At 71.9% G+C, this 18084-nt stretch carries 12 protein-coding genes; 6 read left to right on the top strand and 6 right to left on the bottom strand.

Features of this window, described 5'->3' with window-relative positions; translation table 11 throughout:
* Positions 1 to 35: 35 nt before the first annotated feature.
* The gene (locus ABD901_RS54435) at positions 36 to 1013 is read right to left on the bottom strand and encodes a LysR family transcriptional regulator (RefSeq protein WP_345143203.1); all 978 of its coding nucleotides are present in this window, start codon (positions 1011 to 1013) and stop codon (positions 36 to 38) included.
* Positions 1014 to 1055: 42 nt separating this feature from the next.
* Here ABD901_RS54435 and ABD901_RS54430 point away from each other — a divergent pair, with 42 nt between their 5' ends.
* From ABD901_RS54430 to ABD901_RS54415, 4 genes are all read left to right on the top strand, one after another.
* Complete coding sequence (locus ABD901_RS54430; protein ID WP_345143200.1) at positions 1056 to 1925, top strand: serine hydrolase; 870 nt, start codon at positions 1056 to 1058, stop codon at positions 1923 to 1925.
* 122 nt (positions 1926 to 2047) lie between these two features.
* Positions 2048 to 3013: an MBL fold metallo-hydrolase gene (locus ABD901_RS54425; protein ID WP_345143197.1), complete on the top strand. Its 966-nt coding sequence runs from the start codon at positions 2048 to 2050 to the stop codon at positions 3011 to 3013.
* Positions 3014 to 3020: 7 nt separating this feature from the next.
* Positions 3021 to 3455: a hypothetical protein gene (locus tag ABD901_RS54420; RefSeq protein ID WP_345143194.1), complete on the top strand. Its 435-nt coding sequence runs from the start codon at positions 3021 to 3023 to the stop codon at positions 3453 to 3455.
* 219 nt (positions 3456 to 3674) lie between these two features.
* Positions 3675 to 5672: a caspase family protein gene (locus ABD901_RS54415; protein WP_345143191.1), complete on the top strand. Its 1998-nt coding sequence runs from the start codon at positions 3675 to 3677 to the stop codon at positions 5670 to 5672.
* A gap of 13 nt (positions 5673 to 5685) precedes the next feature.
* On the opposite strand, the gene ABD901_RS54410 is transcribed toward ABD901_RS54415, so the two are convergent.
* The 4 genes from ABD901_RS54410 to ABD901_RS54395 all read right to left on the bottom strand — a co-directional run bounded on the left by ABD901_RS54410 (position 5686) and on the right by ABD901_RS54395 (position 13296).
* Entirely contained in the window at positions 5686 to 6477 is a 792-nt protein-coding gene (locus ABD901_RS54410; RefSeq protein ID WP_345143188.1) for a hypothetical protein, read from the bottom strand.
* 5 nt (positions 6478 to 6482) lie between these two features.
* The gene (locus ABD901_RS54405; protein ID WP_345143185.1) at positions 6483 to 12383 is read right to left on the bottom strand and encodes a CHAT domain-containing protein; all 5901 of its coding nucleotides are present in this window, start codon (positions 12381 to 12383) and stop codon (positions 6483 to 6485) included.
* A gap of 67 nt (positions 12384 to 12450) precedes the next feature.
* Positions 12451 to 12861: a hypothetical protein gene (locus tag ABD901_RS54400; protein WP_345143182.1), complete on the bottom strand. Its 411-nt coding sequence runs from the start codon at positions 12859 to 12861 to the stop codon at positions 12451 to 12453.
* A gap of 36 nt (positions 12862 to 12897) precedes the next feature.
* On the bottom strand, positions 12898 to 13296 hold the full coding sequence (locus tag ABD901_RS54395; protein WP_345143179.1) for a hypothetical protein: 399 nt from the start codon (positions 13294 to 13296) through the stop codon (positions 12898 to 12900).
* A gap of 538 nt (positions 13297 to 13834) precedes the next feature.
* On the opposite strand from ABD901_RS54395, the gene ABD901_RS54390 reads away from it, so the two are divergent.
* The gene (locus ABD901_RS54390) at positions 13835 to 15223 is read left to right on the top strand and encodes a CHAT domain-containing protein (RefSeq protein ID WP_345143176.1); all 1389 of its coding nucleotides are present in this window, start codon (positions 13835 to 13837) and stop codon (positions 15221 to 15223) included.
* Positions 15224 to 15423: 200 nt separating this feature from the next.
* Positions 15424 to 16371, top strand: coding sequence for a phosphotransferase family protein (locus ABD901_RS54385; RefSeq protein ID WP_345143171.1), 948 nt, complete (start codon positions 15424 to 15426; stop codon positions 16369 to 16371).
* A 227-nt stretch (positions 16372 to 16598) separates the two neighbouring features.
* On the opposite strand, the gene ABD901_RS54380 is transcribed toward ABD901_RS54385, so the two are convergent.
* Positions 16599 to 17249: a phosphotransferase family protein gene (locus tag ABD901_RS54380; protein WP_345143168.1), complete on the bottom strand. Its 651-nt coding sequence runs from the start codon at positions 17247 to 17249 to the stop codon at positions 16599 to 16601.
* Positions 17250 to 18084: the final 835 nt, after the last annotated feature.

The raw sequence follows: 18084 nt of genomic DNA, 5'->3' as shown, positions 1-18084 counted from the left end.
ACGCGCCCCGGGCCGGGTGTGGTGCGCCTCCCAGCTCACTGACCGGTGCCGGCGGCGTGGCGGGCGAAGACGACGTTCCAGGGGCGTGGCGCGTCCTGGGCCGGGACGGTCATCGGCGCCGGGGCGCTTTCGTTCAGCGTCTTCGCGACGATCTCGGCGAACCGTTCGGCCGCGGGATGGGCGGACGACTGCGCCGGCCACACGGCGGATGTGGTCCTGCGCAGGGATTTGCCGGCGATGGGACGCCACACCACACGGGGCTCCCGCCGGGAGGTGCTCACCGGTTCGATCGCTACGGCCCGCCCGGCGAGCACCAACCCCAGCATGAACTCGGGGTTGTGGGCGTGCCGGATCCGCGCCGGTGTGAAGCCGTGCTGGCGGCATACGTCGAGGAGATGGTCGTACCAGCCCGGCGCGGTCGCGCGCGGTGGCAGCACGAGATCGTGACCGGCCAGGTCGGCCAACGCGAGTTCCGGTGGCCGGGCCAGCGGCGACACCCGCGGCAGGATCACGCCCAGCCGTACCCGCACGGCCGGACCGAACCGCAGGCCGTCGCCGTCGACCGGGTGGTGGACCAGCCCGACGTCGAGTTGACCGGCGGCGAGCATCCGTACCTGCTCGCCGGTGGTCAACTCCTGGAGGTCGACGTCGAGCCCCGGTACCTGGTCCGCGAGTTGCGTCAGCAGCGCCTGAAGCGTCACCGCCGGCGTCTCCGGCGGTACGCCCGCGCGGAGTGTGCCGAGCCTGCCCTCGCGCACCATCCGCATGAGCGATCGCATGCGCTGCTCGGCGGCGAGCAGCCCCTCCGCCTCGTTGAGCAGCAGCCGGCCGGCGTGGCTGAGCTCGATCCGGCGCCGGGACCGGTCGAAGAGCTCGACGCCCAGTTCCCGCTCCAGCCGCTGGATCGACTGGCTCAGAGGTGGCTGCGCGATGCCGAGCAGTTCGGCGGCGCGGCCGAAGTGCAGCTCTTCCGCCACCACCACGAAGTAGCGCAGGTGCCGGAAAAGGTCCATACCGCGACAGTAGCCATCCGTTGCCCGGGCTACTGTGACGGGATGCTGGCGAGGCAGGTTTTCGAAAGGGCGGGCATCGACGCGAACCTGCATGCGGTCGACGTGGCCACGGGCCGGGAGATCGGGATCGGCGCGGACGACCAGGTTGTGATCGCGTCCGTGTTCAAGATCCTCCTCGTGCTGGAGTTCGCGCGGCAGGCGGTCGCCGGGCAACTGGACGTCACCGAGCGGGTACTCGTCCGCGCGGAGGATCGGCTGGGCGGCTGGGGTACCGCCGGATGCGCCGACGATGTGGAGTTGTCGCTGCGCGATCTGGCCCATTTCGCCATGTCGGTCAGCGACAACACGGCCGCCGACCTGCTGATGCGCCGCGTCGGTCCGGACGTGGTACCGCTGCTCGCCAAGGAACTGGGGCTGACCCGGACCCGGGTGATCGGCGGACCGAGGGAGACCCTGGAGTCGATGTTCGCCGACGTGGGCGTCGGGGACCCGGCGGAGTTCGCCCGGGCATTTGCCACCCTGTCCCCGGATCGGGTGCGGGCGCTGGGGGTCTTCGACCCCGACCAGACCACCTCCAGTACCCCACGGGAGATCACGCGGCTGCTGAGCCTCATCTGGCGGGACGAGGCCGGCCCGCCGGCCGCCTGCGCCATGGTTCGCGACCTGATGGCACGACAGCTGTTCTGGACCCGGTTGCCGTCCGGCTTCCCGCCCGAGGTGCGGGTGGTGGGCAAGACCGGCACCCTGCCGGGGCTGCACATCGAGGCCGGCGTAGTGGAGTACCCCGACGGGGGCCGATACGCGATCGCCGTCTTCGCCCGCAGCCAGCGGTTGGACACTCGCCGGATCGCGATCGACCTCGCGATGGGCGAGGCGGCCCGTGCCGCGGTCGAGGCACTGCGAGCACTGTGACCAAAGCCTCGGCCGCCGGCCCGACACGCCGCGGCGAGCAGGACTGATACGCGAGCGCATATCACGGGTACCGCCGGATCGTCTTGGACACGTCCCGCCGGGCGCTGATTGGCTCCTGGGCCATGACCGATTCACGACTCGGCCGCCGCCGGTTCCTGGGTACCGCCGCCGGCGCGGCCCTGGCCACCGTCGCCGCCACGCCCGCGATGCCGTCCGCCGCGTTCGCGGCACCACACGCTGCGCAGTCGACCGGCTCCGCCGCCACCTTCAGCTGGCTGGGCACCTCCGGCTGGCGCATCGACATCGGGGCGAAGACCGTACTGGTGGATCCGTACCTGAGCCGGTTCCCCACCGGGCTGTTCGACGGCGCGTTCAATCCGGCCACCGCACTGACCGTCGACACCTCACGGATCGCCGACCACCCCGGCACCCCGGCGACGATCCTGGTCACCCACACTCACTGGGATCACTTCAACGACGTGCCGTACATCGCCACCCAGTCCGGCGCGCGGGTGTTCGGCACGCTCACCGCGTATCACCTCGGGCAAGCACTCGGCCTGCCCGCCGCGCAGCTCAGCCCGGTCAAGGGCGGCGAGGTGCTGGACTTCGGCGACCACACGGTCGAAGTGGTCTCGGCGTTGCACAGCCGCAACGCCTCGTACTCGATGGCCTTTCCCGGTGTCCGCCTCGCCGTCCCGGCGAGGCCGGCGACGGTCGGGGACCTGCCGGAAGGTGACACGCTCGCCTACCAGGTGACCGTCCAGAATGGACCGTCGGTGTTCTTCATGGGGGCGAGCGACTTCGTCGAGCGGAACCTCGCCGGCCTCGCCCCCGACGTCGCGATGATCGCGGTGCCGGCCACCGACGCCACCCACGACTACGTGCCCCGCCTGCTGAAGGCGCTGGACTGGCCGCGCACCGTGGTCCCGGTGCACTGGGACAACTTCGAGGTCGAGCTGCGCAACCCACCCACGGTCTCGAAAAGCGATCGGGCCCGGCTGGACCTGTTCGTCTCGGCCGTGCGCAACGCCGCGCCGCGCACCCGAATCATCGTGCCCGAGTACCTCACGCCCTACACGTTCGCGTAGCCCTGCGGTGCGGGGTCTGACGACGCTGGCCTGCCTGCTGATACCGGCCGGCGTCGCCTGTTGGAGCGTGTGGAGCCTGTGGCGGCTGATCGGCGGCGTGCGCGCCGGTGACTGGCGGAGACCAGGATGGTTCGGCCACGTCCCATGGCTGTCGTTGCTCGGCACGGCAGTCGCGTGGCTCTGCGGAGTTCTGTTCGGCGGCTCGCTCGACATCGCCGAGTCGTGTACGTATCAGCATCACCAGCAGTACGACGCCGCATACCGCGAGGCACACCCCGACGGGTTTCTCTTTCCGCTGAGCACGAAGTGCAACGCCGGCTACGACCTGGTGCCGTCGTGGGTGAACCCCGCTATTGCCGCCTTCTTCCTGGTGTTCGTGGCCGGCGTGGCCGGCGCCGTCTGGACGTGGAGGGCCCGGCTGCGGCAACGAGCGAGCTTCTGATGCGCGACGCCGGCGGCGCGATGGCTCGGACGACTATCCGGTGATAATGTCGCTACGCTCCGCGCTTCCGTTTTCCACGACGTCGCAGAACGGAGGCGATCCCGGTGTACCAGTTGCTGCCCATCTATCCGTGGGTCGAGGACGACGCCGGGCCGGTGCAGTTGCGCACCGGCGAGGCTGGAGGTGGCGTCCGACGACAACGGGCCAGGGTGAGCGCCGATGGTCGGTGACGTCCACGCTCTGCTCGTCGGGATCGACGACTACGGCGGGCGGCTCCCTGGGCTCAACGGCTGCGTCAACGATATCCGCGGCTTTGCGGAGTTCCTGGTCGGACGGGTGCCCGAGGAGCGTCTGCACGTCGTGACGCTGTTCGACGGCGAGGCCACCCGGCAGCGGGTCATCGACGGGTTCACCGGCCACCTGTCCGGGGCGGGCGCGGGCGACGTGGTCGTGTTCTACTACTCCGGGCACGGATCGCAGGAGCCGGTCGAGGAACGGTACTGGCGCCTGGAGCCGACCGGCCACAACCAGACCATCGTGTGCTACGACAGCCGTCGCCCTGGCGTGCCGGACCTCGCGGACAAGGAGCTCAGTGAGCTGATCGGCGGGGTCGCCGCCGGTGGGGCCCATGTGCTCGTCGTGCTGGACTGTTGTCATTCCGGCGGTGGTACGCGCGATCCGGGCACGCTACCGGCCGACGTCCGGGCTCGGTTTGCCCCACCCGCCGAGCGTCCCCGTGCCCTGGATGCCTACCTGCCCGGGGTGGGCCGGGCCATGATCGAGGCCGGCGGCACCGACGCCGCCGTGGCGGCTCCGCGTCATGTGTCGCTGGCGGCCTGCGAATCCGGCCAGCTCGCCGTCGAGATGCCGATCGGCGCCCGGCGCCACGGGATCTTCTCGGCCATGCTGCTGCGCGCGCTGGCCGATCTCGGGCCCGCCGCCACCTACCGCGAGCTGCTGGGCGCCGCCACCGCGGCGGTGCGTGATCGGGTGTTCGACCAGCACCCCGTGGGGTATGCCGCCGAGCCCGGAGACCTGGACGAGCCGGTGTTCGGCGGCGCTGTCCGGCTGCCGCGCTCCCAGGTCACGCTCGAACACGTCCGGGGCGCCTGGTGGATCGACGCCGGCAGTGTGCACGGCATCCAGCCGCCGCAGGGCGCCGAGACCACGGTGGTCGCTGTACTGCCACCACGGCGGGCGGATTCAGCGCTGCCCGATGCCGCGCCGCCGCTCGGTTCGGCGCGCGTGGTCGAGGTGGAGCCGGCCAGGTCTCGAGTGACGATTGCGGACGGGTGGCAGCCGGACAGCGGCGTGCGGTATCCGGTGGCGGTGACCGACGTGCCGTTGCCGCCGGCAAGCGTCGATCTGCGCGGTGACCCGGGCGGCGTGGCGCTGGTGCGGGCCGCGCTCGTCGGGTCGCCGCACGTCGAAGAGGGCACGGGCGACCCGGGTACGGCGGGGGACCGGTTCGTGGTGCTGGCCGAGGCCGGCCGGCTGACCGTCGCCCGCGCCGACGCCACCCCGCTGGCCGAGCCGGTGCAGTCCACATCGGACGGTGCGCGTCTCGTTCGGCGGCAGCTGGAGCATCTCGCCCGCTGGCACCTCATCAAGCGCCTCGACAACCCGGTGTCGGTGCTCGCCGGATCGCTGAGCATCGAGGTGGTGGCCGCGCGGCCCGGCGAGCCGGCACCGAGGGCCGGGGAGCTGCCGCCGATCGTCCCGGCGGACGACGGGCGGATCCTTCTGCGGTACCAGCACACGCCGACCGGCCTGCGTCACCCGTACATCTACGTGTACCTCCGCAACGACAGCGCCCGCGACCTGTACTGCTCGCTGCTGGATCTGACCGATCGGTTTCGCTGCCACAGCCGGCTGTTTCCCGGCGCGCTCATTCCCGCCCGCACGACGGTGGTCGCCTTCGAGGGCCGGCCGATCGACGTGTCGATCCCGAAGGAGCGCCTCGAGGCCGGTGGGACCGAGGTGCACGACTGGTTGAAGCTGATCGCCGCCGAGCAGCGGTTCGCCGCGGACGCGTACGAGCTGCCGACTCTCGGTGGCACGGTGGGGTACCGCGGCGGCGATCGCCGGCGCGGGCCGCGCACAGTGCTGGACCGCCTCGCCAACCGCGCGGTGCACCGGGACGCGGGCGACGAAGCGGTCGACGTACCCGAGTGGACCACGACGCTCGTGACGTTGCGCACCGTGCGTGACGCATGATTGGCTGCGCCGCTCACCACCCGGTGGTCAGCATCGCCTCGGCCAGATCCGCGACCGCTTCCGGCGGGCCGGCGACGGCCCGGTCGGCGAGGGCGACGATGTCCGCCGGGATCGGCCGGATACCGCAGTAGGCGGCCGCCGCCTCGTGCAGGTCGTCTCGGGTGCTGCCGGCGTCCAGGAGCAGGCGCAGCGCCCGGGTCACGTCCTGACGCTGGCCGCGACGCAGCTCGACGCCGGGCCGGTCACCGGGCAGCGTGAGGAAGTAGACGTCGTGCAAGTGCCCGGCGGGCGACACGGTCGAGCGGTCGACCGAGGAGCCGGTCGGCCGGGTCAGCGCCGCGTACAGGCGGCGGTGGACGCTCGTGAGCGCGCCGAACAGGTTGGTGGCAAGGGCACGGCGCTCGGCCGAACCGGCCGGCCCGCGGTCGGCGAGCGTGTCGGGGCCGGTGACCGCGCAGACCAGCTGGGCGGGGTCACGGTATTCGGGCGGTGCGTCCCGCAGCTGCGTCGCGCCGAACGCGAGCTCGAGCGGGACAAGCTGCGGGCGCCCGTCGATCGCGCCGGGCAGGCCCCCGGGGGTGATGACCGCGAGGGTGCCCGGGTACGGCCCCGGCGCTCCTGCGGGCAGCTCGTTGTCGCGGCGGTAGGCGTCGTCCAGCCGCTGCAGGGCGTTCCACAGCCTGGTGGCGTGCCCGGCAGGCATCAGGAACGACCGGGCCCAGCCACTCCCCACGGAGCGGAGGAAGTCGCCGCCGATGAGCCGGCCTGATCCGGCCTCGTACGTCACGTCGCATTCGATCCGCACGCCGCTCACTCCGTTCGCATCGGCCGGACGCGGATGCGCGGGCAGCCGAACAGCACGAACGCCGCCCAGGTCGGATCACCGGCGGCGTGGATCGCCAAGCGTGCCCGGCGCAGGGCCTCGCCCACCGGCACGCCGGCGCACAGCAGCTCGTAGAACTCCTCGGCCAGTGCGCGCGAGCTGTCGTCGTAGATGGGCCACAGACTGCCCAGGTAGTTCGCGGCGCCGCTGAGCAGGAAGCTCGCGGCCAGGCCGGTCCACGCGGCAGCGGCCGGGCCGCCGCCGTTGAGCAGCCCGCTCTGGCAGGCGTTGCCGAAGACGATGGGGCTGCCGTCGAGCGGGGGCAGGCCGAGCGGGGTGAGGATGCCGCTGTCAAAGACGAGGCCGGACCGTTCCGGGCGGGCCTCGTCGTAGCGGCCGTGGCCGGCGAAGTGCACGAGGCCCGCGGCCGGCAGGCCGGCGATGAAGTCGAACAGGTCGCCCTCGCCTTGTAGGAACGTGGTGGCGACGTCGGCCTGCTGGTCGAGCCGCGCGTGGACCGCCCCGGCCTCGGCGCGAGCGCCGGGCAGTGGCCGGGACCGCACAGCCAGGCCGGCGTCGGCGACGACGGCGCCGATCCGCGGCGGCCGTGGCACGTCCTCGGCGAGTGCCGCCCGGAGCACGAGCAACGCGGTGGAGTCGAGGTCCGGGCCGGCGAGCCGGCCGACGGCGTAGCGGGTGGCGATCGGCGGATCACCGACGAGCTCGATCGGGAAGTCCGCCCGCGAGGACATGAAGCCCAGGTAGGCGGGGGCCATCTCGCTCAGCCGCGCGCCGGCCGCGCCGAGCACGTCCAGCCCGATGGGTACCGGTGCCGGCGGGGACGGCTCGTCCTCGGTGGCGAGGTCCCGGCCGGGGTCGGCGCGTGCCGTCCAACGGGCCGCGTCGAGCAGCCCGGCCGCGGCGGCGAGGCGCGGGTCGCGGCGCGGCAGCTCGCCGTCGACGAGGAGTACCGGTGCATTGAGCGCGGCCGCATAGTTCGCCGCGAGGAGCGCCCACGGCCGCTCCTCGGGCGAGTCGGTGACGAGCATGGTGTAGCCGGACGGGGCCATCTCCGCGAGCAGTCCGCGGTTTGCCAGCAGTTCCGGATGCCGCGACGGCAGTTCGGCGAGGAGATCTGCATGCGCCCGTGCGGCGATGGCGTGAAAGGCAGCGGCCAGATCGGCCGGGTCGGCCGGCAGCTCGTGCACGGTCCACGCGCCGGCCGGCAGGCGGGCCGCGGCCGGCGCGGTGGCGTACACGACCGGCGGGGCCAGCTGTGTGCACGCCTGGACGCCGTCGTCGGAGGCGAACAGCAGGATTGCACCGAGGTGCCGGGCCAGCGGGATGGCCGCCACGAGCGCCGGATCACCGGGGAGGAGCAGGAGCACGGGCCGGCGCGGGAGCGTGAGGGTCATCAGCTGCCGCCGCACCGGCGAGACGGCATCGCCGAGCACGAGCCGCGGCGGGTGGTCGGACAGGTCCCGGTAGCGGTCCAGCAGTTCACCGAACCCGGCCGGCTCCCGGAACAGTGTCCGGAGCCGCCGGTTGCCTGTCGGGTTGCCCTTGGTGCTGACGAAGACCGGCCGGCCGTCGACGAGTTCCGGGATGTCGTCGGGGTTCACCCGCCGCAGGGCGGCGAGGTCGAGCAGCATCTGTGCCGCGGCCGGGGCGGACGCTCGGTCGGCGCAGATCACTTGGACGCCGCTGAGCGCCTCGTGGTAGGTGCCGAATGAGGCGGCGCTCTCCAGTAGCCATGCGCTCATGCGGGACTGGATCCGTGCGCGTAGCCACTCGGCGGCGGCGCAAGCGACCGGATACTCGTCGGGGTCGACGATGAGGAGGAGCTCCCGGCGCGGGTCGACCAGGGAGCTGAGGAGATCGTCGAGATGGTCGAGGTCGTCCGGGAGGCCGACCATCACCAGCACCGTGACCGGCAGGCTGCCCAGGGTGTCCAGCGCCTCAGTCGGAACCCGCGCCTGGAATGGAAACAGTGGTGCGAAGGTCTGCAGGGCGGTCGCGGGCATGCCGGGGTCCGGTGCATCGGCGAGAAACGACCCGGCGCAGACCGCGCCGGCGACCGGGTCACCGGTCTTGACGAGGAAGGCGACCTGCGCCGCCGAGATCCGCGGCGTGGCCTGCAGCAGCAGGAAGACCTCCCGGGCTGCCACCTCGAGCACCGGCCGGTCCGGGGGCCCGTGCACCCGCAGCCGTTCGTCGCCGCCGTCGAGCAGGTCCGCGGGCAGCAGGACGTGCAGGGTCAGCCCGGGCCGGCCGAACAGCAGCACCCGCGTGTGGTCGGCGGCCGCCGCCGACGTTGCCGGGTCCAACCGGCCGGCGGTGGTGTCGAACGCGCCGAGGTACGGCAGGTCCGGCGTCAGCCGCAGCGGTTCGGGTCCCTGGGTGGTCAACTGCAGCATCCACGTGTCCCACGTCGGCACCGGCAGGGCGGCGGCGACGAGCTCGAACGGCGTGCCGTCCTGGTGCCCGGCGACGCGGGCTCGGGCCGTCGCGGTCGGCAGCGGGTCCCAGTCCATCATCGGGCGTAGGTGCCCGGAGGCGAAGCGGGCGAGGTCGCGCAGGTCCGCGGTGGGTATCACGCCGGCCTCGACGGTGTCGGCGACAAGACCGCCGAGCCGCACGTCGCGGGCCTGGGCCGAGATGCGCAGCGCGAGCCCGTCCGGGCCGGTGCGCAGCGACAGGCCGCACACCGTCTGCCCCGCGGAGACGGCCGCGTCCAGCCACCGCGCCCGAGGCCGGGCGAGCGCGCGGACCACGGCGTCCGTGCTGCCGGTCAGCGCCCGGTAGCGTTCGTGCGCTCCGGACAGGTACCGCGGCTCGCCGGTCAGGTCGTGCAGGTCGACCCACAGGGCGGCCTGCAGCAGCGCCAGCAGATCCGCCAGTCCGTCGGTCAGGCCCGGGTAGTTGCGGTCCAGCCCGGCATCGACCATCTGCTGCAGGCTTTCCAGCGCGGTCATCCGGGCGTCCCGCGCGATCGCCGGTGGCAGGCCGGCGCGCCGCTCCGCGAGGTTCCACAGATTGAGCAGCATGCGGGCGCATTCCAGCATCAGGCTCGGGTTGCGGCCGTTGCCGGCGGCCGTGGCGTCGGCGGCCGCGGCGATGGAGGTGCCGGCGCACAGGTGGATGAAGTCGGCGGTCGATGTATGGGTGGCGCCGGCGACGGTGCAGGTCCAGTCGTACATCGCCCGCTGCAGGTCGCCGTCGGCGGCGCTGCGCTCCCGCAGGTACCAGCCGCAGACCGCCGTCGCCACGTGCGCCACCATCGAGGCCGCGGTGCCGGCGCGCGCGGGCGCGCCGGCCGCCTCCGCCTCCTGACGGGACTGGGTGAAGTGCTGCGCGGCGCGGCGGTACCACCGGGCCGAGTCCATGGACTTGCGGTGGATCCACGTCGCCTCGTAGGTGGCCTCGGCCAGGTCCACACAGATCAGGCCGAGGTTGAGGTGATCGAGGTCGATCCCGAGCGTCCCGCGCGGGGCGCCGTCGCCGGCCAGCCGCTCGTCGACGGCCAGGACGCGCGTCATCAGCTCCCGAGCCTGGCGCAGCTGCTCGATACGAGCGTCGCCGTCGAGGCGGCGGGCCCGGTCGCGGTAGCCCATCGCGAGGTTGTTCGCCGCCGCGGAGAACCCGGTCGGCGCCTGGTCGGCGGGCCTGGCCGCGACCGCCCGCTCGAGGAGGTCGATCCCGGCGTCGAGCATGTCCTCGGCCGCGTGGTCCGGCAGGTGTCCGTGCAGGCTTGCGGCGGCCCAGCCGACGTTGTTGAGCGCGTGTTCGAGCGCCGGGTCGCTGTCGCCTGCCGGGGGCAGCAGCGCGCGGTACCGCTCGGTCAGCTCGTGGACCATCGCCGCGATCTCGCCCTTGCGGTGCGGCAGCATGTCGGCGGCGTTCGTCGCGACGAGGGCCAGCCGGCCGGCCACGGTGACCCAGTCCTGCGCGGGTGCGCCGGCCGCCGTCATCGCGTCGAGGTCCGCCCGCAGCCGGTCCAGCGCGGCCTCTTCGTCCTGGCCGTACAGCGCGTCCATCGTCGCGACCGGCACCAGCGCCGCGAGCCGGTCGCGTTCGCCCGGCCCCCGCTGCTCCCACGGCGGCACCATGTCGGTGACCAGCGCGCGGAAGCCGTCGCCGTCCGGTGCGTCCGCGACGAGGTCGAGCGCCCGCCGGGCGAGCCCGTGCCGCTCGTCCCGTTCCGCGGTAATCATCGACCGGGCGGCCAGGACGTGCGCCTCGATCCGCCGGCGCAACGGCTCAGGCAACCCCTCGTCGTCGATCTCGAAGCCGGCGGCCTCCGCGGCCGGCCCGCCGTCGTTGGTGTCCAGCGTCTCGTCAATGTAGGCGCGCAGCAGCTCGACCAGCACCTCGCCGCGGGTCTGCGGTTCGGCGGCGGCCCGTAGCGCCTCCCGCAAACTGTTCCGGGCCCAGGCCCATTGCCCGTCGCGCTGGAACCAGGTCGCGGCACGGCGCAGGGCCTGCGTTGCGGTGTCGGGGTCCTGCTGGCCGCGCAGCATCCAGACCAGCCCACGCATCATCCGCACAAGGTCGGGCGCGAGGTCCTCGGCCGCGTGCAAGCACCATTCGAGCATCGACAGGGCGAGGTCGGCATCCCCGGCGTCGACCAACTCGACGGCGGCGTTGCAGACCGTGCCGGCCGCCCAACCGGCCGCGTTCTCGTCGACATCGGCGGCCTCGACCAGCACGGCCGTCGCCTGCTCGATCCGATCGCGGGGTTCCACGTCGGCAAGCGCTTCGAGCCGCTCCGCGAACTGCGGGCGTCGCGAACCGTCGGTCCGCAGGACGTGGCCCGTCGCGCGGATGACGAAGTGCGGCAGCTGCAGGTGCCGGGCGGGGAACTTGCCCTCCGGATCCGGGTCGCCCCGCGTGGCCTGAGCGATCCGGTCCATGGTTGCCAGCGCGACGTACCCGGCCTCCCCGTCGTCCTCGTATCCCTCGAGGTATCCCTCGTGGAACTGCTGCAGGCGCGGTCCCCACAACTGGAACCGCAACGGCAGCAGATCCGCGACAACCTGCTCGAGCGACGCACCGAGCCCCGCCGAGGACTCGAACGTCCGCATGACTCCGTGTTCGGTGAAGTTCTCCAGCATGAGCGCGCCCGACGTGATGCCGGCGCGGTGATGCATGAGGCCGACGTTCTGGCCCAGCAGCCGGCAGGTCGCGAGGTATGGCCGCGTGGCCAGAGCCTCCGTGCGCGGTATCGGCACCGTGTGGGCGAACTGGTGCCACCGTTGCCAATATCGGGCGCGCCCGGCGGCCACCTCGTCCCATCGATCAGCGCGCAGCGCCCGGGTCACGTCTTCGGCGAGCGCTTCCAACAGCGGCCCGGCGGCGCGGGCGGTCGCCTCCTCGACCCGCAGCATCGACGCAGCGTCGACCAGGTCCTCGATGGCCGGTGCCTCGGCACACAGGTCGATGCCGTCGACGACCCCGGCCTCCTCGTCCAGCCGCTCCGCCTCGGCGAATGCGAACAACGGCGCCATGGAGAACAGTGACGAGCCCGACCCGGACAGTGTGACCCGGCTGAGCATCCGCCAGCCGGTGGCTTCGCGCCGCAACGCCTCCGGCCGGTTGCGCACGCGGTCTTCGGCACGCTCCAGCGAGGGCAGCCCACGCAGCACCATGCCCACACAGACGCCGACGACCCATTCGAGCCGTTCGCACTCCTCGACCGCCTCGCCGGCCGCCTGCACCCAGCCGTCCCCGTCTTCGTCCCGCGGCCGGGTCAGCAGCTGGACAAGCTGCCGCGTCGCATCGCGGTACGGCTCGTCCGCCATGATCGGCGGCGCCTCGATCGGGTGCCCGGCCAGCAGGTCGCGTAGCGCCTGGACAAGCCGGTCCTCGACGAACGATGGACCGATCATGGATGCCTCCTGACCGCCGGCCGCGCGATTGCGAAGCCATCGTCATTATGCGGCGCCGCCGCCATGCCTACTGGGCACGCGGACTGAGCTCGGGACTCGTCAGCCGGCGTTCGATCGCGTTCTTGCGTCGGTTGACCACGCCGGCGAAATTGACCAGGACGCCGAGGTAGACGACCGTCTCCGACGCCCACATCTCCACCTGGGAGCCGCCGCCCGGGCGCGGCTCGATGTCGATGGACATGGTGATACCGCCCCGGACGCCGCGCCGGCGCATGTTGATGGAGCCCGGGCCTGACGTAGTGGTCCACAGCAGCGCGATGGGGCCCGTGAACGCCTCGCGGACGATCTGGGCCACCTGGGCGGGACTGGAGGCGGTCTGGACCGTCGTCGTCTCGAGGGCCTTGCGCGTCTCGATGAACTGCCACACGAGGACGCCCACGATGCCGGCGACCAGGACAAAACAGAAGAAGCCTTCCACGGTACTTCCCTTTCTTGACGATGGCGGACGGCGGAACTAGCCCTGCTGCCCACGACGTTGGGCGAGGCGCAGCATCTCGTTGGCGTTGAACATCCCGGGCGGCAGGCCGCGCTCGAGCTTGAAGTCGAGGCCGGCGTCGATCAGCGGCAGCGCCGCGGGCATTTCCAGGCAGTCGTCGAGCATCTGCCAGACGAGGCAGGCGGCGCCGAACGTGGCGAAGCCGCCGTCGTCGCCCGCGACCACGGTCCGCAGCTCAACCAGGAACCCGTCGGGGTCGGTGGTCGCGTAGTCGCGCAAGGCGTCGAAGCGCGTCACGACGGCCATGCCGTCGACGCCGCTGTGGTGGATGTCGAGCGTGTACCGCCCGAAGTTCTCCAGCCAGCTTGCGATGTCGGCGGGGAATCGCGGCCGACGAGTACCGCGGAACAATCTCATGCCGTCCTCTGACGGACCGGTCCGTCAGAGGACGGCATGAGCCGACGGCTGCCGCGCACCTCCTACGGCTACCTCGCCCCGCCCGGCGCCAGGGCCCGGGGCTGGGAGTGCAACCACGGCTGCTCGATCAGCGACGCGCCTGCGCCGCGGTCGTGGCCGCACCCGTGCCGTGAGTGCGGCCGGCCGGCCGACGCCGCCTTCGAGGAGCCGTGGGCGCACGAGGCCCGGGGGTACTGGATCCGGCATCGGCTGAACGATCCGAACTCGCCGCTGCGGGAGAACTTCCGGCTGGAGCAGCAGCTCTGGGCGTACAAGGATGCGCGTTTTCGCAAGGACCGCCCGGCGGCGGACGCCGCCTGGGAGGCGTATCGCCGCGCCGTGCCCGAGGTGTGGCGCCGGGCCGGCAGCTGGTGGATCGGCTCGTCCGGAATGCTCGCGCGACGCGCTCACCGGCCGAGGCACGGCACAGCAACGGCACCGGGCGTGGTGGGGGGCCGTCGGGGCATCCTCGGGTACCGCAGGAAAAGCCCGAGTCGCCGTGGCGTGGGCCGAATGGGCCGTCGGCACCGGCGTCGCCGACTTCGCCGCCGAGGCGTATCAGCATCTTGTCGCGCTGACGGCCCGCGACGCCGCGGTGCGCTCCGGCGCCGGCGCGAGGGATCGGGTGCTCGCAGCCGCCCAGGAGTACGCCGAGGAGGCCGGCTACTGGCTGGCCCGCACCGGGCGGCACCGGGAGGCGGCGCTCGCGCTCGAGACTGGCCGTGCCGTCGGCCTGACCGAGGCCCTCGCCGCGGTCTCCGAAGGGGACCCGCCGGACAACGGAGCGCGCTACGAGGACATCACCGCCGAGACGGGCGATGGGGCGATCGTGTACCTCGCCGCCGCAAAGGCCGGCGGATACGCGCTCATCGTCGCCGCCCGGCACGACCCGCAGTACATCAACCTGCCGAGGCTCGACCGGGCCACCGTCGCCGCGCTCGTCGGCGACGTCCTGCCCGCGCAGCAGCCGTCGACCGGCATCGCGCGGATGCGGGAGATCGTCCCGGGCCGGTCGCGGCCGACGGATCCGATGGCGGTCGCGTTGCGGAAGCTGTTCGAGGACGGGCTCAAGAACCTCGTTCCGGGCGCCGGGGGCCGCATCGTCACCCTGGTCCCGGTCGGGCTGCTCAGCTTGCTCCCGATCCACGTGGTCGTGCCCTTTCCGGCGGTACGGTATGTGCCGAACGCGCGCGCCCTGGGCCGCTGCCGGGCCGTGACACGGGAGCTGGCCGGCCGGGACGACACGCTGCTCGCCGTCGACGTGCCCGGCGGGCACGGCGCGGGCCCCGGCGGCTACCTGCACCACGTGGCGCGCGAGACGGCCGAGGTCACGCGGCTCTGGACCGGCTCGCCAGCGCGGCCGCTGCACGCCTGCACATGGGCGGAGTTCCGCGCGGCGGCCGACCGGCACAGCGTGTGGCACCTCGCCTGCCACGGCGCGGCGGAGCCCGGGTCCATCCTGGACACTCGGCTGTACTTCGCCGACCGCCACATCACCCTGCAGGAGCTTCGCCGCGCCCTGCGGCCGGGCCGGCGACGGCTGGCGGTGCTGTCCGCGTGCCAGACCAACATCATCGGCTCGGCACTGCCCAACGAGATGGTCGGGCTGCCGTCGGCGCTCATCCAGATCGGTTTCGCGGGCGTGATCGCGAGCGCGTGGGCGGTCGACGACCTCGCCACCACCTACCTGATGGCGGCCTTCTACCGGCACTGGCGCCGCGAGGGCACCGAGCCGGCCGTTGCCCTCGGCCGCGCCCAGCGGTGGCTGCGCGGCGCGACCTGGGCCGACCTGGAAGCGCTCCTACCCGGCGTCGGCCCGCGCGACGACGCCGAGTACCCCTACGCGGATCCCCGCTACTGGGCGGCGTTCGCCTACACCGGCGCCTGACCGGGCTGCGATCACGGGAAGGTCATCCTCTTTGAGAAGTGCGTCATTTCTGGTCGGGCCGGGGTGCACAGGACCCGGTGTCGCCGGACGCGTCAGGCCGCACGCGTCGATCAGCTTGTCGTCCATGGTGACCTTGACGGCCTCGGTGGTCCCAGGGAAATTCGGTGCATTGACGAAATGCGAGCCCTAAAATGCGTGGAGTGACCGCGGACGACGACGTGCCTTCCGACCTTTCGCATCTCGGCGCGCCGATCGGGCCGATGATCCGCGTCCACGGCGGGTTCGCCAACCGCATGTACCGGCTCGACACCGACCAGGGGTCGTTCGCGGTGAAGGAGTTGAACCTCGTCGACCGCCGCTGGACCTACCACGTCGAGGACGTGTTCAGGTTGGAGCGGGCGGCCTTCGCCGCCGGCATCCCGATGCCAGAGCCGATCTCGGCCAGCCAAGACACGCTCGTCCACCGATGGGTCGAGGGAGAGAAGGTGCCCGAAGCGCCGGTGTCGGAGGCGTACGCGTTCGAGATCGGTGAGATTCTCGCGCGCATCCACGCGCTCGACGTCGAGTGGACCCACGTGTCGATCGAGGACCCGACGCCGCGGGACTGGCCCGAGCTCGCCGAGCGGGCGGCGGCGACCCGACAGCCGTGGGCCGACGAGCTCGCCTCCAACGTCGAGACGTTCCTCGCGATTGCGCACTTCGTCGACACCTGCGAACGGCCGGGCCCCGTCGTGCTGACCCATAAGGACATCCAACCGTGGAATCTGCTCGCTCGAGACGGTCGGCCGGTGGTGCTCGACTGGGAGCTTTCGGGGATGCTCGACCTGTCCAGTGAGCTCGGCTCGACGGCACTGAGCCTCGCGAAGGGACCTGGCTTCGACGACATCGAGCCCACCATCTTCCGCTCGGTCCTCGACGGGTACGTCGCAGGGGGCGGAGCGCTGCCGCCGTCGGGTCCAAGCTGGTTCGTGTTCATGATCGGCGGCTGGCTGGGGTTCACGAGGTGGAACATCCTGCGCTGCCTCGCCGGTGTCGAGGCGAGCACCGGCCCTGACCTCGCGCTGTCGCACGAGTCCGTGCGCAACGGCGTGCGCGGCCTCCCCGACATTTTCGGCCGACTTCCGCAGCTCGAGGCGCTGCTCGTGTGACAGTGACCCGCTGTATCGAGGTCGTCGTAGTCGGCTGACAGGTGCTGAGCGATCAGCGCATGGAGGCGGGTCATGCCCTCCAAGCCTTCAGGTAGCCCAGCCTCCTCACGACCAGCGGGCGCACGGTCTGCCGCAAGACCTCGAAGGCCAGATGAGAAGAGTGCTGACCCGCCAGCCGCGACCAGAGTCATCCTGCCGCAGCAGGCTGATGTGGATGGCTCGCGGTGTCAGATCTCGTCAACGTTCCAGTGAGCTTGTTCGTCAGCTGGTGTTTCGAACCACCACCCCGTGAGTCTGCGTGCTCTGCTGCGGACGCGGGCGATTCCCGACGGGCTGTTGCACGCGGCGAAGGGCGGCCACAGGAAGACGAGGATGGCGAGCTCTTCTGCAAGCAGCGCACGCTGCAGCGTATGGCGCTCACACGGCCGATTGTGCAGGTAGGCATCGACCAGTGCCGGGGGGACGGTCACGCCGGCGGGTGTGACGCGGACGCTGAGGAAGGCCAGGTCGGATCCGGGCCGACCGATGCCGGCCGCCTGCCAGTCGCAGAACACCAATGAGTCAGCAGCGTGCACGATGTTGTCTGTGTGGCAGTCACCGTGGGTGAAGACCGGCGGCAGTGCCCTGATTTGATTCTCCAGCTCGACGCGTTGGGAGACGAGGTCGGCGAGCTGCGGGAGGGTGGGGGCCCAGAAGGCGTAGATCTCTTCGAGGTCGGGGTCGGCGAGAGCCTTTTGTAGCGCATCGGGTCGGTTCCAGTCCGCATCAGTCGGTAGCGGCATGCTGTGTAGGGTGGCCAGCTCCCGACCGAGGTCCGCCCACATGCCCGCAGTCCACGCCGCAGCCTCCAGGGGTTCGCCTGCGGCCTCGAGCAACACGGCTCGTCCTCGGCATCCACGCAGTCGAGAAGCCTCGGTGTGCGCACCGGGGCGACCGGCGCGATGTCCTGGTAGAAGCACAGTTCCCGCCGGGCAGCTGCCAGTGCCTGCGGACCTAGCGTGGCGGGTGTGACCTTGAGGTACGCGGTCCGGCCGTCGATCGTGCGCACGGCACGGACGCCAGCACCCGATCGGGACTCGAGCCCCGCGTCAGACTCCGTGGCGACTACCCCGAACTCATCCTGCACCGTCGTCATGAAATGACTCGACATAAGAGCGGCTACTCCTCGAACTCCTATATTGCTCTACTGTGCGCGTAGGGCGAGCGCTCGGCGAACTGGCCACGATCTGCGATCTTCAACGTGACCGCATGAACGATCGCTGGGTCACAACAGTGCACTACTTTCGGCAGGACAGGACGCCGAGATCTCGCCGAGCCAGTGACCGTCCATGAGGAGCACCAGCCGTCCGTCGCGCACCGTCAGGGGCATGCGAGTGCCCTGCGTCGGCCCCATCAACTCAGCGGAACGAAGCAGCCGGAGGCGGGGCCGTCTCGCGAGCGAGGAGGACTCAGCGGGCGGGAACCGCCTCGGACGACGGCCGCCACTCCCGCCTGATCAGCCCGTACATCCACGAGTTCGAGACCTCGCCGTTCACGACGCAGTCTTCGCGCAACGTCCCTTCACGCACGAATCCGAGCCCCGGCCGGCGCGCAGTGGCCGCGGACGACGCCACGGTCGCGCTGCGACTGCTGGTCGACCGCCGCGACGAACTCGGCCGAGCCCGCACCCAGACGGTCAGCCGGATCCACCGCCTGCTGCTGGAGCTGATCCCC

The sequence above is a fragment of the Dactylosporangium darangshiense genome (assembly GCF_039537565.1).
Lineage (GTDB): Bacteria > Actinomycetota > Actinomycetes > Mycobacteriales > Micromonosporaceae > Dactylosporangium > Dactylosporangium darangshiense.
Note: the sequence above shows the minus strand (reverse complement) of the source record. Positions and strands in the feature narration are given on the sequence as shown.

What these genes read in the sequence shown, in the direction of transcription:
- ABD901_RS54435 (WP_345143203.1), bottom strand. Translation starts at nt 1,013, where the DNA reads ATGGACCTTTTCCGGCACCTGCGCTACTTCGTGGTGGTGGCGGAAGAG.
- ABD901_RS54430 (WP_345143200.1), top strand. Translation starts at nt 1,056, where the DNA reads ATGCTGGCGAGGCAGGTTTTCGAAAGGGCGGGCATCGACGCGAACCTG.
- ABD901_RS54425 (WP_345143197.1), top strand. Translation starts at nt 2,048, where the DNA reads ATGACCGATTCACGACTCGGCCGCCGCCGGTTCCTGGGTACCGCCGCC.
- ABD901_RS54415 (WP_345143191.1), top strand. Translation starts at nt 3,675, where the DNA reads ATGGTCGGTGACGTCCACGCTCTGCTCGTCGGGATCGACGACTACGGC.
- ABD901_RS54405 (WP_345143185.1), bottom strand. Translation starts at nt 12,383, where the DNA reads ATGATCGGTCCATCGTTCGTCGAGGACCGGCTTGTCCAGGCGCTACGC.
- ABD901_RS54395 (WP_345143179.1), bottom strand. Translation starts at nt 13,296, where the DNA reads ATGAGATTGTTCCGCGGTACTCGTCGGCCGCGATTCCCCGCCGACATC.